This window comes from Rhizobium sp. SJZ105, from assembly GCF_007828365.1.
Taxonomy (GTDB): domain Bacteria; phylum Pseudomonadota; class Alphaproteobacteria; order Rhizobiales; family Rhizobiaceae; genus Agrobacterium; species Agrobacterium tumefaciens.
In genome coordinates this window covers 536,770-549,024 of record NZ_VIUP01000002.1, presented here as the reverse complement: position 1 = coordinate 549,024, position 12,255 = coordinate 536,770, and the positions used below count along the sequence as shown (strand labels likewise).

16 protein-coding genes are annotated in these 12,255 nt (G+C 59.9%); all 16 read right to left on the bottom strand.

The genetic code is table 11. The annotated features are described in order from the left end of the window. Position 1: 1 nt before the first annotated feature. Entirely contained in the window at positions 2 to 427 is a 426-nt protein-coding gene (locus FB593_RS11790; RefSeq protein WP_145166612.1) for a DUF6950 family protein, read from the bottom strand. Then, on the bottom strand, positions 424 to 1,047 hold the full coding sequence (locus FB593_RS11785; protein WP_112191630.1) for a hypothetical protein: 624 nt from the start codon (positions 1,045 to 1,047) through the stop codon (positions 424 to 426). The genes FB593_RS11790 and FB593_RS11785 overlap by 4 nt, the downstream gene beginning before the upstream one ends. A 1-nt stretch (position 1,048) precedes the next feature. Further along, entirely contained in the window at positions 1,049 to 1,699 is a 651-nt protein-coding gene (locus tag FB593_RS11780; protein WP_145166611.1) for a hypothetical protein, read from the bottom strand. Further along, positions 1,699 to 4,230 (bottom strand): phage tail length tape measure family protein, encoded by a 2,532-nt coding sequence (locus FB593_RS11775; protein WP_321186276.1) that lies wholly within the window; start codon positions 4,228 to 4,230, stop codon positions 1,699 to 1,701. Before FB593_RS11775 ends, FB593_RS11780 begins: the two co-directional genes overlap by 1 nt. Beyond that, positions 4,230 to 4,442 (bottom strand): DUF1799 domain-containing protein, encoded by a 213-nt coding sequence (locus FB593_RS28055; protein WP_367078662.1) that lies wholly within the window; start codon positions 4,440 to 4,442, stop codon positions 4,230 to 4,232. Before FB593_RS28055 ends, FB593_RS11775 begins: the two co-directional genes overlap by 1 nt. Positions 4,443 to 4,585: 143 nt before the next feature. Next, complete coding sequence (locus FB593_RS11765; RefSeq protein ID WP_145166609.1) at positions 4,586 to 5,008, bottom strand: phage tail assembly chaperone; 423 nt, start codon at positions 5,006 to 5,008, stop codon at positions 4,586 to 4,588. A 236-nt stretch (positions 5,009 to 5,244) separates the two neighbouring features. Continuing rightward, positions 5,245 to 6,177, bottom strand: coding sequence for a phage tail tube protein (locus tag FB593_RS11760; RefSeq protein ID WP_145166608.1), 933 nt, complete (start codon positions 6,175 to 6,177; stop codon positions 5,245 to 5,247). Next, positions 6,170 to 6,340: a hypothetical protein gene (locus FB593_RS27525; protein ID WP_186447909.1), complete on the bottom strand. Its 171-nt coding sequence runs from the start codon at positions 6,338 to 6,340 to the stop codon at positions 6,170 to 6,172. Before FB593_RS27525 ends, FB593_RS11760 begins: the two co-directional genes overlap by 8 nt. Next, a complete protein-coding gene (locus tag FB593_RS11755) occupies positions 6,340 to 6,756 on the bottom strand; it encodes a hypothetical protein (RefSeq protein WP_112291899.1) in 417 nt (138 codons plus the stop codon). Before FB593_RS11755 ends, FB593_RS27525 begins: the two co-directional genes overlap by 1 nt. Then, a complete protein-coding gene (locus FB593_RS11750) occupies positions 6,753 to 7,316 on the bottom strand; it encodes a phage virion morphogenesis protein (RefSeq protein ID WP_112191623.1) in 564 nt (187 codons plus the stop codon). Before FB593_RS11750 ends, FB593_RS11755 begins: the two co-directional genes overlap by 4 nt. Then, positions 7,316 to 7,747, bottom strand: a complete 432-nt coding sequence (locus FB593_RS11745; protein WP_145166607.1) for a gp436 family protein — start codon at positions 7,745 to 7,747, stop codon at positions 7,316 to 7,318. The genes FB593_RS11750 and FB593_RS11745 overlap by 1 nt, the downstream gene beginning before the upstream one ends. After that, positions 7,747 to 8,655, bottom strand: a complete 909-nt coding sequence (locus FB593_RS11740) for a hypothetical protein (RefSeq protein WP_145166606.1) — start codon at positions 8,653 to 8,655, stop codon at positions 7,747 to 7,749. The genes FB593_RS11745 and FB593_RS11740 overlap by 1 nt, the downstream gene beginning before the upstream one ends. A gap of 98 nt (positions 8,656 to 8,753) precedes the next feature. Next, entirely contained in the window at positions 8,754 to 9,650 is an 897-nt protein-coding gene (locus FB593_RS11735) for a Mu-like prophage major head subunit gpT family protein (protein ID WP_112191620.1), read from the bottom strand. A gap of 13 nt (positions 9,651 to 9,663) precedes the next feature. Beyond that, complete coding sequence (locus FB593_RS11730) at positions 9,664 to 10,074, bottom strand: hypothetical protein (RefSeq protein WP_145166605.1); 411 nt, start codon at positions 10,072 to 10,074, stop codon at positions 9,664 to 9,666. After that, positions 10,071 to 11,225, bottom strand: a complete 1,155-nt coding sequence (locus FB593_RS11725) for a phage protease (RefSeq protein ID WP_145166604.1) — start codon at positions 11,223 to 11,225, stop codon at positions 10,071 to 10,073. The genes FB593_RS11730 and FB593_RS11725 overlap by 4 nt, the downstream gene beginning before the upstream one ends. A 229-nt stretch (positions 11,226 to 11,454) precedes the next feature. After that, complete coding sequence (locus tag FB593_RS11720; protein WP_145166603.1) at positions 11,455 to 12,255, bottom strand: phage minor head protein; 801 nt, start codon at positions 12,253 to 12,255, stop codon at positions 11,455 to 11,457.

Sequence of the window (12,255 nt, the reverse complement as noted above, 5' to 3'; positions counted from 1 at the left end):
TCTAACCTACCTTGAAGCACATGGCGGCTTTGAGCAGATCGACCGTGCCGATGCCTGTTTCACCGAGAACAAAGATGCGCTCGCCATTGACGACGCCAAGCGCATGACCGATCGGCCCGCCGACTTCGATTGCGGCGATATCGCCCACACGGGCTTCGCTCGGATGGATGACCGGCAGCATCGAGCCGACCAGTTCGCCCAGCGTCTCGAAACCGAGTTCACGGATCAGTCGGGCAGCGCTGGCAGCGTCGTGATAACGGCCAACGACGAAGCCGGCCACGTCAATGCCGGTCTGTGCCTTGACGAGGCGGCCGGCAAGGCCGGGGCCGCAATCGTGATCGTACCAGGCAAAGGGCTTGGCCTTGATATCATCGATCGCGGTTTCGAATTGCCGTCTCCAGTCGGCCAAGCGGGTGAGCGCGATCATTTCGCCCCCCACGGAACTTCCCAGCTGTCGATCTGGCCGGCATAGAGGAAGAATTCGTCATTATCGCGCAGGCGCTGCGCCTCATAGGAAGACTTTTCCGGATTGGTGCGTCCGAGCATGCGCATGACTTCCGAAACGATCTTCAGCGTGGCTTTTCCCTGTCCGCCAACACGCGGAGTCTTGCCGGGGGCGCCGTCGACGATGCCGATAAAAACCGGTTCTTCAGGCGCTGCCGGCATGCCGGTGTCCGGACGCAAGGTGATGTCGTGGATCTCGACGTAAGCGCGGTGCACGTCATATTCGCGGGTGACCTTGCGGGCGATATCGGCGATCTTCGACAGATCGATCGCCACGGTCTGGATTGTAAAGTCCGAAACACGCGGGATATCTCCGATCGAAAGCAGGTTGCCGCCGCCGTAATAGGGCCGCGTCACCGTTGTGCCGTTCTCGCCCTCGATGACGGTCAGGCCGAGATCCTCGTCACCGCCCCAGACGCCGAGACCTTCTTTCAAGCCGGTCTGCCGGTTCTTGGCGACGATCCAGACGGCCTTTCTGTCGATCAGGCTGTCGTCCTTCACATTGTTGAGGATCTCGGTGATTTCGAATGGTTGGTTTCTCACGTCAGCTCCTCTTCTTCTGGAGTGCGGTAAAGGCCGCGCCCTCTGTCACCGATCGGCGTGCAGTTCCGGGCTTGTGGGTGGTAGGCTGGATGATCATGGCGCAGGCCGGGCGGGCGAGCGTGACGGGCGCGCCAATGACGAGCGACAAGGGCAGGCGCGGGTACACGCGGATGTCGGCAATACCGCCCGCCGTGCCGATCACGTCCTGGGATACCTCGACAAAGGCGTATCGGGGCGCTTCCTGCGTACCGTAGACGATCTGCACTTTATCGCCTTCGGTCAGAACGTAGTTCGCCGGCAGGCCGGAGACCTGGGCGAGATAACGGTTGCCGGTCGCGCGGATGGTGACGTTGGCGCCGGCGACGATCATGCCTTTCGGATCGGCGGCCGGGAACGGTGACAACGGGTCGACGAGCAGGAAAGACTGTTTTGCGCCTTCCAACGCCCGGATGCGGGCAGCTATTCTCTTCAGCTCCGCATGCAGGCCACGGCCGAGCGTTACGGTCGCCCGCCAGAACGGGTCCGCCAGTTCGGCCTGCCAGAGATCGCCGTTACCGTCACCAGACAGTTCGTCGTTGCGCTGGATGTCCCATTCGACGGTTTCGATCGGCAGGATGTCGTTGATACGGGCAAGGGAAAGCGGGGCGACCATCAGCGCAACCTCGGATCGCTGTCGATCTGCGCCATGCGGTTCGGCAGATTGCTGTCATAGGTTTCGACAATGCTTAGCGCGATTTCAGGCGCGTCCTCGGCAACGACCTTCTTGACGATTGGGATGATGTTTCCGCTTTCGTCGACCGACAGGCCGAGCTTGATGGCAAGCTCGATGCGCTGCGCGCCGGCGCCGGCGCTGATGTTGCCAGCCTGCTTTTGCGACATCAGCGGCGAGACATCGGCCGAAACACCGAGACGGCCGGAAGCGTCACGGGTCAGCGGCATGATAGCCTCGGGACCGGCTTCGCCCATCAGGCCGGTGCCTTTGGCGAAAGCGAACATGGTCGGTCTGTTCACGACCTGGTTGGAAAAGCCATTGATGCCGTCAAGGAAGGTGCCGCCCTTGGCGTAGAGACCGCCCGGAGCGGACGGGAAAGCACCCTTGCCACCGCCGAACAGACTGCCGAGACCGCCAAGCAAGCCGCTGAAAAGACCGCCGCCTGAACCGCTCGATGCGCTGGACACGCTAAACATGCTGTTCAGAACATCGTTCATCAACGTATCGGCAATGCGCTGAAGCGCTTTCACACCGGCGTTGCCGAAAGCATCCCAGACGCTTTCGCCCTGGCGCAATCCGTCAAAGAAGGTCGATGTGAAATCGCCGGCCAGATCGCGGGCATATTGAAGCTGAAGGTTTGTCCGGAGGAGACCAGCCTCATAGCTGTTGAAATCGACCGGCAGGCCGGATGACCGAAGCCCACCGGCAATCTGCTGGTCAATCGCGGAGCGGCCGAGCTGCTCGCGCTCAAACAGCAAGTCGGCCTTCAGCTTGGCAGAAGCCGCCGCCTCGGCATATTTCTTGAAGGCTTCAACGCGGCTGTTGATCGCCTCGACCTGCGAGGCGGAAAGCGAGCGGCCCTTCTCCTCGGACTGCTGAAGCAGATCGAGCTTGAAGCGCAAAGCGTCGGATGCAACGCCGGTCTGTCCCGCAAGTTCAGCCTCCAGCTTCATCTGGGCAACGCGGTCATCGGCCGTCTTGATCAGATCGCGATAAGCGTTGGCGGTCGAGCTGGCGGCTCGCTCGGCTGCGCGATCACGGTCGCCAATAGTGATTGGTTTGGAGCCCGGCAGGGGGACATTCGTGCGGTTGCCGTCGGAATTGATTACGGTAGGATTCTGGTTGTCGATCCTCCGAAGCGCGTCCTGGTAGACGCCGTATGCGTCATCACGTTGTTCACGGTTCCTCGCATTGGAAAGAGCTGTTTGATACAGCCGCTGAGCGTTTTCTGCTTGGGTCATCGCTGGAATTGCGATGCCAGCGAGTTCGCGAAGTGCCTTATTCAACTCTTGGACGGCGGAAACTTGATTTTGTGCCTTACCACCAATTAGGCCAATTTGGTCGACCATTCCGGGAATGGCACGGGCGGTCTCGACAACGCCTTCATCCTTGAAGTCGCGCATTTCCTTTGCAAGCTTGCGTAGACCTTCAGGCACGTCATTATTTGCTGCTATGCGTGCCATCGCATCGCGAAAGCGCAAGATATCAGGTTCACCGCTGCGGATAGAGTCGCGCAACTCGATAAATGCTTGACGCCACTGTTTTACGACATTCGTGTCGGTGTCCTTCACATACGGCGCGATCATAGGTGAGTAGGAGCTGCGAGCGGTGGCCGCTTCCGCTATCAAGTCGCGGGCGTCCCGCAGGCGGTCGCGGATGTCAACGAGGGTGCCGGTGGAACCCTCGTTGACATATTCGCGAAGCCCCGAAGCAGCCTCGCCATAGCGCTCCTTCAAAGTCTTGATCGTTTCGGCGTGCCCCTTCAGAACTTCGTCTGTCGATTTGGCTCCCTCTTTCGCGGACGTGAAATACTGGATTGCAGCAGCACCGGCCGCAATGACGCCGATCGTCACGAGCGAGACGGGTGACACGACTGACATAAAAGCAGCAGCTAAACCTCGGATCGGGTTCTGCATGCCGCCGATAATTGCGGAAAGCTGAGTGCCTTGCTGGAGAGCAATCTGTAATGGTGACATGCCCATTGCGGTGGTGACACCGATATCCTGCAATTGCGCAGCGATGTTGGCGGTCTCGAATCCCCTAACGCCCTTGTTTGCGTTGGCTGCGACGGGTGTGTCCGCGATCGCCTTGTTGCGGCCCTTGATCGCGTCGATGCTGGCAAGCGTCGATCGACGACTACGATCAATCGCCGCTGTCATCTCATCGGCGGAGAGTGCGCCGGCAGCATGAGCGCTCCGGATTTCCAACTGCGCCTGTTTGTACTGCATGATGACCGCATAGAGCGGATTATATTTAGCGCGCAGGCGGTCCAGTTCAGCGCCGGTACCGCTTCCACCCAGAGGCGTCCGGAGACCTTCGCCCGCCGCACGGTTCAGTTTTTCCAGCTGCTCGGCAGCCTGATCCGCTGCCGTGCCGATCAAGGTAACAGCCTTGGCACCTTCAGCTGCACCCTGTTGCGCCTTGCTCGGGTCGATATCGATACGGGCGGAAATTCTCAATGGGTCAGCCATCAGCCATCCACCTCATTGAGAACGCGCATCGCTACACCTTCCATGTAACGGAGATCGGCGAAAACATGCGCCGGCGCGGCGATGTCATCGAGGACGAGACGGCAGGCAGGATAATCGAGGCCAAGCCAGATCACTCCGGACATGCCAATAGCCATGCGCCACTGCGTTTCGCAGGCGCGGAAGGCGATGTAGCTATCCCAGGCGGTGGGCATGATCTGGATATCTTCCTCAACATCAGGTGCGGCGGTGAAACGAACGCCCATCTTTTCGAACTGCTTGCGGGCGTCGTCATCGATGGCGACGGGTTTGCTTCTGTCGGCACGGCCGAGGCGGGCATGCGCCCAGGCCGTAGCGACTAATTCGAGTTTCCCAGGCGGGCCTTATCTTCGGAGATGGATTCCCGGTAGGCGCGGATAAGTGCGTTTTTCACGCGGGTGTGGGCGCAGACGATTTCGACCGTTTCCGGATTGAAGGGAATGGCGTTGTTATAGTCGTCAAAGACACCATCCCAGCCACGCAAAACGTCGGTCAGCGATTCGAAGTCGTGCTTCTCAATGCGCTTGTTAATGTCGCGCAGTTCCTGGCCTTCGGTCTCGGGCTTCACCTGTTCAAAAAGGGCGAGGCGTTCAGCGTCGCGGGCTTTGGCGCGGTCAGGTGCGATTATTGCAAAATGCGCAGTAAACTCCTGCTCGATCAGTTTTCCGGGGGTGTGCGGGTCTGGCTCGATCACTTTGACCGGCCACCTGAAAGTGAGTTCCTGAGAGAGTTTGAAGGCCATTTGAGTTCCCTTAAGCGCGCCTCAAAGGCGCAATGTCAGTCCCGGATGATGATGCCGCCCTCGGCCGGATAGCTCCGGATTTTCGGGCGGGCCTCGTAATCGTGTTTGTTTGAGCCGCAATATGCGCACCGCAGATGAAGCCGCGTTGCGCTGCCGTTCCATGTTTTCGGGCACGCTTCGAAGGTGTGGAGCTGGGAGCCGCAATAGGTGCAATAAATGCGCATCGGCTCCGGCCCTCACTGGAAGGTGAGCAGGATCTCGTCATTGCCTGCCGAGGTGGGCGTAAACATCAGCGGCAACGTGTTGTTCATGATGCGCTGCGTTTCGCCGTAGGTGGGGCGGCCGATCTGGACGGCAGGCGCATCGAACTTGACGATGTTACCTGCGACCGTGCCCTGCTGCGCAGAGAGGACGCCCTTGGTGTGGGCACGGGCGATCTGGAACCAGTTCTTGTCGGCAAGGTGCGTGGCTTCCATGATGGCGCTACCCGTCATCTGGCGGTCGGTCTGCTCGATCGATTCAGAGTTGATGAGCATGCGCGGCTCGATCTGGTTTGCCAGATCGAAGGTAATGCCCTCACATGCGGCGGCGTAACCGAACAGGGAGAAAGCTGTATTCGCCTTGTTGACGGGAAGTGGCGCGATGAATTTGGTGACATCGACGGCAGGCAACGCGGTGTCAGCAATCGTCCCGATCAAACCGGTCATGGTGAAGACAAAACGCGGAATCTGGCGCGGTGTCAGTCCGAACGTCATGGTGCCACGCGTGCCGACCAGAACGTGATTGACGCCGTCGATGTTGAAATAATGCGTGGTGCTCTCGAACAGCTTCGAGACCGGTTTGTATTCGACTTTCTGACCGGCCGTCACGATTTCCTGCCAACCGCAGGAGCGCAACGCCGGGCCGAACGCCGGGGCTGTGCCTGCGACACCGGAACCGGCAATCTCGATCTCGTAAGAAAGACGGGCATAGTTGCCATCGAGAATGATGCCCTGATGGCCCATGTAAGGCAGGACCAGGTCACGGCTCAAATCTTCGCCGAGCAGCGGCTCAAGGCTCACATTCGTGCCAAGCATCGCGTTGGCGAGGCCGGTCGGTACAGCGTCCACGCCATAGGTTGCCTCGGGTTTCACCAGGAGCGATCGATTTCGCCAGTAACGCTTAGCCATTGTTGTTTCCCTTCGGTTTCCGGCCGGTACCGGTGACGTTCGTGCGGACCTCTTCAGCGGTAGCTTCGCTTAAGCCGGCTTCGGTCTGTTTCTGTTCGGTACGGCTCACCAAAGTCAGGGAGCCGTCCTCATTGCGGATGTATGAGCCACCCTGGCCGTCCATTATTGTGCCTCCTGGTAGTAGGCGCTGGTGAACACGTCCTCGAACCAGACGACACCGTTCAGCGCCTGTTGAATTTCGCCCTCGACATGTTCAAGCGGATCGGATGCGCCTGCCGGCAGGAAACCGAGCAGCTGACCACGCACAAAGGCCTTTAGCGCCTCGATGTCGCCTCGCGCCGCGCCGTTGTCGCCTCGCGACAAGTTCTCGGTGACAATCACGACCGCGACATCGAAGGCCGTGCGCTGGCGAACAATGTTGACGTGCTGATTTGGCGCGGACTTTTCGTGCGAGACGTAGACATAGACGGCAGGAAGATTGTTCGGCCGATCCTTCACGTCCGCGAGTTCGGCCGCATCGCCGCCGATCGCGAAGGGCGTGTCGTCTTCCAGGAGACGGGCGAGAATTGAATCGATCATCGTGCTTGACCTTCCAGAAAATCCTGACCGATCTCGACAAGCCGTGTGCGATCCTCGGCAGAAAAACCAAGGTACGGGCGTGCCGGAACGGCGATGGTGTGTTCGCCGATCGTGATTTTCTTCTCGACCGAGCCCTTCTTCCCGCGTGTCACGAACCGCGACTTGCCGCGTATTTTCGCCAGCGATGCCCGTTGGCTACGGGCGTACATCTGGATTTGCCCGCCTTCCTGGTGGACACGGGCATAAACAAGGTTCGAACCGACAGAAGCGGACCGATCATCGGAGTGCCCGACGACACTGCGATAAAGCGCGGTAGTCACCCGCAGGATGTTGTTTGCGCCGCGCTGCCGGCCGCGTATTTTCTTCAACTGCGTGCGACGGGCGAGCGCCTGCCACTTCTGCCCGTCTGGACCCGTCTCCAGTTCAAACCGGCGTTGTGTCGAAAAGACCAGGTACGCGGCAAAGGCCGATGTCAGTTCGCCGGGATGCGCGACAGCAAGGCCGATCCGCGAGAGAACCGGCGTCAGTTCGTCATCGAGATAGATGGCCGAGCCCGTCATCAGAAATCCTTCAGGCTGTCACGGGTGAAGACACGACCAGGCGCAGACGCCCGAACCGAGCCGCCACCAGCAGGCGCCGGCGTTTCTCCACCGTCCGTCAGTTCGACCAGGCCGCGAGACACATCACGCAGGAAACCGATCGCCTCGTTAAAGGCGCGGGTGACCGGGCTATCCTTTTCCGCCGCCTTGCCGTGAAGATAATAGCGGGCGATATCGGCCGCGTTCTTCGTAAGCACCGGAGGAACGACGCTCAAAGGCAGTTTGAGGACCTTTTTCAGGTAGCCATCGATCAGGGCGGAGGCGTCGGAAATGGCGCGCTCGACGACAACAGGATTGATCGTCGAAACCGGCTTGTTGACGCGGTCCGTCAGTTCGATCAGTTCTTTCTCGCCGAAACGGTCGATCAGGTCCTGTTGCGTGACGTAGGTCATTAAACGACCTCAACCGTCAGGAGTGGCTCCGAAAGCATGGCTTCCACCTGTTCTGGCGAAAGTGAGAGAAGCGGGTGAGATTGGGCGGCCTTGGTGTGGGAGATGCCGCCGCGTCTGAAACCATCGCGGGCGCTCACAATTGTCAGTGTGGGCTGCGAGTTGGAAAGGGTGAACGGCTTCACCATGCTGTACGTTAAAGGAAACCGCTCCTGAAACACGTCTTCGCTGTGAAGCCATGATTTCGGGACATTGAGTTCAGCCGCGATCTCGTCGAGTTCGGCATCAGCGAAGGCTTCCATAAGTGTTGCGCCAGTCTTCAGGAGACTGTCACCGTTGACGGCGACCATGCTTCCAGGTTCCAAACCGGGAGGTGCCAGAGCAAGGCGCTGTTTTTCAGCGAGATCACGAAACGCATCCACGGGTGTTGTTGAGCCAATGTAGAACTCCGACACCAGACCTTCATGAACAAGTTCATGCAGGGTTTCGCGAAACTGCCTTCCAAGGTTGGACAGGTGCAGCAGTTGCTCAACGGTTGCCGCTCCCGAAGCAACTAGAAGGCTATTGACCGCACCTGCCATTGTGTCTTCGAGGTGCTCGGAACCGGCATTCGCGCCGGCTCCGTCCGCAACGCCCTGGGAGGGTTCGGTGGAAAGGTCGACCGATGCGGTGGCCGCATCCGCATCGGTCTTGGCGTGCCCTTCGCCGGGGAGGTCCTGGTCAGCAGCAGAACCATCGGCGTCGGTCGGGCCGGTATTGTTCCCGTCAGGTGCTCTCAAACCTGACGGGTCAGATGCAACCGATGTGGTAACGGCTGCATCATCCTGCGTGCCATCCGTCTTGACGGTCTCAAGATCGACAGCGGGCGCGGTGGAACGGGATTTCTTCGGAGATGTCGTAGGCTTCGACATAAGAGCTATCCTTTCGAGGGCTTTGCGAAAGCGGCTGGTGAGCGGTTTTCAAAAAGCCCTCCCGACTGAACGGGAGGGAGTTGGGCGGCCAAGGCAGATCAGGCCAGCCAGGGAACAACCATGACTTCGGCAGTATTCGCCCACGGGTTCGATTCACCGCCGTTGACGAGGATGCTCTGGACGATGCGCTTGGCAGCACCTTCGAGGCTGGGCGGCACGACCAGGAGAGACGGCATGATGCCGAGCGGGCGACCAAAATCACCCTTCATGCCAGTCAGCGCTGCACGGGCAGCTTCGTAATGGGCGACATCGAGCGTCTGCTTGGAGCCCCAGGCCTGTTGCCAGAAACCGAAACCGACTTCGCATCGGCCATCCACGCCGTAGATGTATTCCTTGCGGAAGAAGACATTATCGTCGTCTTCCTTGTCCTTGCGGACGAGGTTCGTGAACGGTTTACGGTTCTGGTAGATCAGCGGCTTCAGCGGACGGGAAACATCAAGCAGGAACCACGGTGTGCCGTTTCCGCCGTCAGTGTTGGCCACATTGATGAGCTTGCCGTTTTCGTCGAGCACGGGATGATCGGTATCGAAGAAATACTGGCCATCGTAGCAAAGCGACGTGAATGCTACTTTCAGCAAGGCGAAGACGAGTTCGTCGGGGAAGGTTGAGGCCGAATTGCCCAGCTCCTGGAAGAGCGGGCCATAAATACCAAGATTGTCGTCCTCGAAGTCGGTACGATCGACACCGATGGTGTTCTCGAACGAACGGTTCTTCAGCGTGTAACCGCTTTTCGTCATCGCATTGATGACGCGATCGCCAATCCATTCACGGAAGCGCGGAGCCTTGCCCAGCCAGCCATATTCATTCGACGCGGTGGTCGAGTTCACGATCGTGGCAACGCGCTGGTAGAGCGACGTTGCGGACCCCAGGCCCTGCTGGAATGAGGCATTGAAGCCAATACCAGCAGAGCGAAGAACAGCACTATTGAGTTCCATTGACTTGCCTTTTTCAGGTGTGAGTGATCCAGACACCCTGGTCATCGACATCGGCGATCCTGCCGACGATCGAGCGGGTGCCGCCGCCGTTGGTTTTCGCGACGGTCTGGTCATCGACGCCGTAGGCATCGCTGCCGATATCGGCGCGGGTGATGAGGTCTGCTGCGGCCGAATTGTCCCAGCGATACGTGCCGAGTTCCTGTTCGGCGAGCACAGCGCCGTTGCCGCCGCTCGTGTTATCGACGAACTTTGCGTTTCGGGCGGCGGCCTTCAGGGTCGCGGCGGCTGTGACCGGCACGAGAAAGCCGGTCGCGCTGATCGCGACCATGGCGCCGGCATAAAGCTTGACGCCGGCGGCGACCGGGACGTGGCGCGTGGTGCGTTCACGGCGCGGGGTGTTGCGGTCTGCGGAAAGGGCGGTCAACGGCTTGCCTCCATCGCTTCCCTGGACTTCACCATGTCCTCGGGCTTCAGGTTGAGTTGCCGCATGATCGCGACATCCGCATCATCGAGCGTGGCAGTGGCGCCGGTTTTCGGGGCGGTGACCTGGGCGCGCTGCGCCGCGGTGAGCACCGGGGCCTTGCCCACGAACTCCTCGAACTTCTTCGGATCGGCCTTGTGCATCGAAACCGCCCAATCCTTCAGCGCCGGCGCAAGCTTTCCATCGCGGATCGCGTCGCCGACTGCGGCCTCTGCATCCTTGTTGGCGTCCTTGTCCTTCAGCGCCTTCAGATCGACCTGCATGGCGGTGACCTGCTCGATCGGAACGAACTTCGTCGGATCGGGCGTGGTGGCGGTATGGGCCGAGGACAGAACGGTGACGATCTCGTCAACGCTGGCGTCCTCTTTCTTGCCAGCAGCAAGCGCGATCTTCTTGCGATCGGCGAAGGCGGACTGGACGGCCGTGGCGATCGCCTCGGACTTGGCGTCCTTTGTGAGACCGGCAGCAACGGCAATTGCCGTCGAGCTGGTCAGCAGCGAATTGATGGCGACAAGCACATCGTCTTCGCTGCCGCCCTCGGCAAGACCGAGAGCAGCGAGCAAACGTTTCATGGAAACCTCTGTGGTTTGGGCTGCGGAAAAAATGGAGTGTGCCGAGATCTCGAACAGGTCGAGATTGGGGACATTGGTCAGCGCCACGGTCTGGAGGGCGAGAACCTCGCCTGCCTTCGTGTGAAAATAGACCGGGGAAATGTAGCGGTACTCTTTCGCCTTGATGGCGTTGGCGGCGGTGGCCGTCCATTCGACGCGGCCATAAAGTCCGTCCGGACGCGCCTCGACTTCCTTGACCCAGCCGGCCGCAGGAGCGGGCTTGCCATTCTCCTGGCTATTACGGCTCTGATGTTCGTAGTCGACAAGAATGTCCGTCGAACCGGCATAGCGCCGGGTCGTGTCGGCGATGCGCTGAAGGGATACGAGATCACCGGCATGATACGGGCCGCGACCATCGCGACCGGAAAATGTGCCGGCCGGAATGAGCTTCAGCCAGACATCGTCCGTGGCAGTTGCCACCAGCTCGGCGGAATGCGCCGTCAGGAACGAAGAAGAAAGAAGGGTTGCGAGAGCGTTTTTCATGCTCCCATCTAAGGGAGCGGGGTAATCCCGGTCAGGAGCGTAAAGTTACCATCCCAGCGGCAAGTCTTGGTGTCATATGGATAACGCGACAGATTGAACCGGGCAAGGGAAGCAGGCGCCAAAGTTGAGGCCGATTAAAAGCCCGTAGAAGCGTTTTTGCCGTCCGGATGATGGATGGCGCGGTTCATGCTCGTCAAACGCTCCCTGCGGGCTTTTGTTGCAATCGGAGCTACGGCGGAGTTTGAGGCGAGCCCAACCCGTTTGCTATCTTTTGCGCCAGCAGTTGCGCAACCCTCGCTTCGTATCCGGCCTTGCCCGGATTATACGCCCAGCCCGGATCGATGCCATCGGGAACGCGGGTCACTTCACCGGTGCGTTTGTTGACGAAATTGCGCCATGTGTTTTCCGGTGGCTCGAAGATCAGCTTCTCGCCCTGGGCAATCAACCGGTCGATGTCGCGCTGCGAGAGGCTCTGCAGGGTGCAACGGCAACCCCAGCCGCACGGCGGGGCCCACTCGTTCCAGTAGGGATGATCGATCGGCAGAACAAGATTGTGCCGGCGCTCATGTTCTGGACGAACGTGCTCGTCGCGCATGGTGACGTAGCGCAGATACGGTCGGGTGCGGCGGTTCTGCTCGAAGCTCGTCCAGTGTCCAGCCGCGTAGGACACGCGCATGTTGGTATCGAAGATGGTTCTAAGCCGACGCGTGCTGCCGAGCTGCGCCGGCACAGTTTCCCCCGTCACGGGATCCGCGACGAATTTCTTGCCCCACCAGCCCTTCGCTTCGAGGATCGGGCGCAACTGGCGGGATGCCTGCTCGATGGTCTGACCTTCATTCAAGAGGCGCTCAATGGTCGCCAGAATGTCATTCAGGATATCGAAACCGGCAGACTTGGCGACGGTGAAGCTGGTGGCATGTTCGGCTTGCCACATATCGAGATAGGAAAACGTCTCGACTGGCGAGCCAGTTCGGGCGGCAAAGGCGGCGATGGCATCGCGGGGCGGCAGGGGCTGAAGGATTGCTGCCAC

What these genes read in the sequence shown, in the direction of transcription:
- FB593_RS27525 (WP_186447909.1), bottom strand. Translation starts at nt 6,340, where the DNA reads ATGGACGGCCAGGGTGGCTCATACATCCGCAATGAGGACGGCTCCCTG.
- FB593_RS11765 (WP_145166609.1), bottom strand. Translation starts at nt 5,008, where the DNA reads ATGGCCTTCAAACTCTCTCAGGAACTCACTTTCAGGTGGCCGGTCAAA.
- FB593_RS28055 (WP_367078662.1), bottom strand. Translation starts at nt 4,442, where the DNA reads ATGCCCACCGCCTGGGATAGCTACATCGCCTTCCGCGCCTGCGAAACG.
- FB593_RS11750 (WP_112191623.1), bottom strand. Translation starts at nt 7,316, where the DNA reads ATGACGGGCTCGGCCATCTATCTCGATGACGAACTGACGCCGGTTCTC.
- FB593_RS11740 (WP_145166606.1), bottom strand. Translation starts at nt 8,655, where the DNA reads ATGTCGAAGCCTACGACATCTCCGAAGAAATCCCGTTCCACCGCGCCC.
- FB593_RS11760 (WP_145166608.1), bottom strand. Translation starts at nt 6,177, where the DNA reads ATGGCTAAGCGTTACTGGCGAAATCGATCGCTCCTGGTGAAACCCGAG.
- FB593_RS11780 (WP_145166611.1), bottom strand. Translation starts at nt 1,699, where the DNA reads ATGGTCGCCCCGCTTTCCCTTGCCCGTATCAACGACATCCTGCCGATC.
- FB593_RS11755 (WP_112291899.1), bottom strand. Translation starts at nt 6,756, where the DNA reads ATGATCGATTCAATTCTCGCCCGTCTCCTGGAAGACGACACGCCCTTC.
- FB593_RS11790 (WP_145166612.1), bottom strand. Translation starts at nt 427, where the DNA reads ATGATCGCGCTCACCCGCTTGGCCGACTGGAGACGGCAATTCGAAACC.
- FB593_RS11775 (WP_321186276.1), bottom strand. Translation starts at nt 4,230, where the DNA reads ATGGCTGACCCATTGAGAATTTCCGCCCGTATCGATATCGACCCGAGC.
- FB593_RS11735 (WP_112191620.1), bottom strand. Translation starts at nt 9,650, where the DNA reads ATGGAACTCAATAGTGCTGTTCTTCGCTCTGCTGGTATTGGCTTCAAT.
- FB593_RS11725 (WP_145166604.1), bottom strand. Translation starts at nt 11,225, where the DNA reads ATGAAAAACGCTCTCGCAACCCTTCTTTCTTCTTCGTTCCTGACGGCG.
- FB593_RS11745 (WP_145166607.1), bottom strand. Translation starts at nt 7,747, where the DNA reads ATGACCTACGTCACGCAACAGGACCTGATCGACCGTTTCGGCGAGAAA.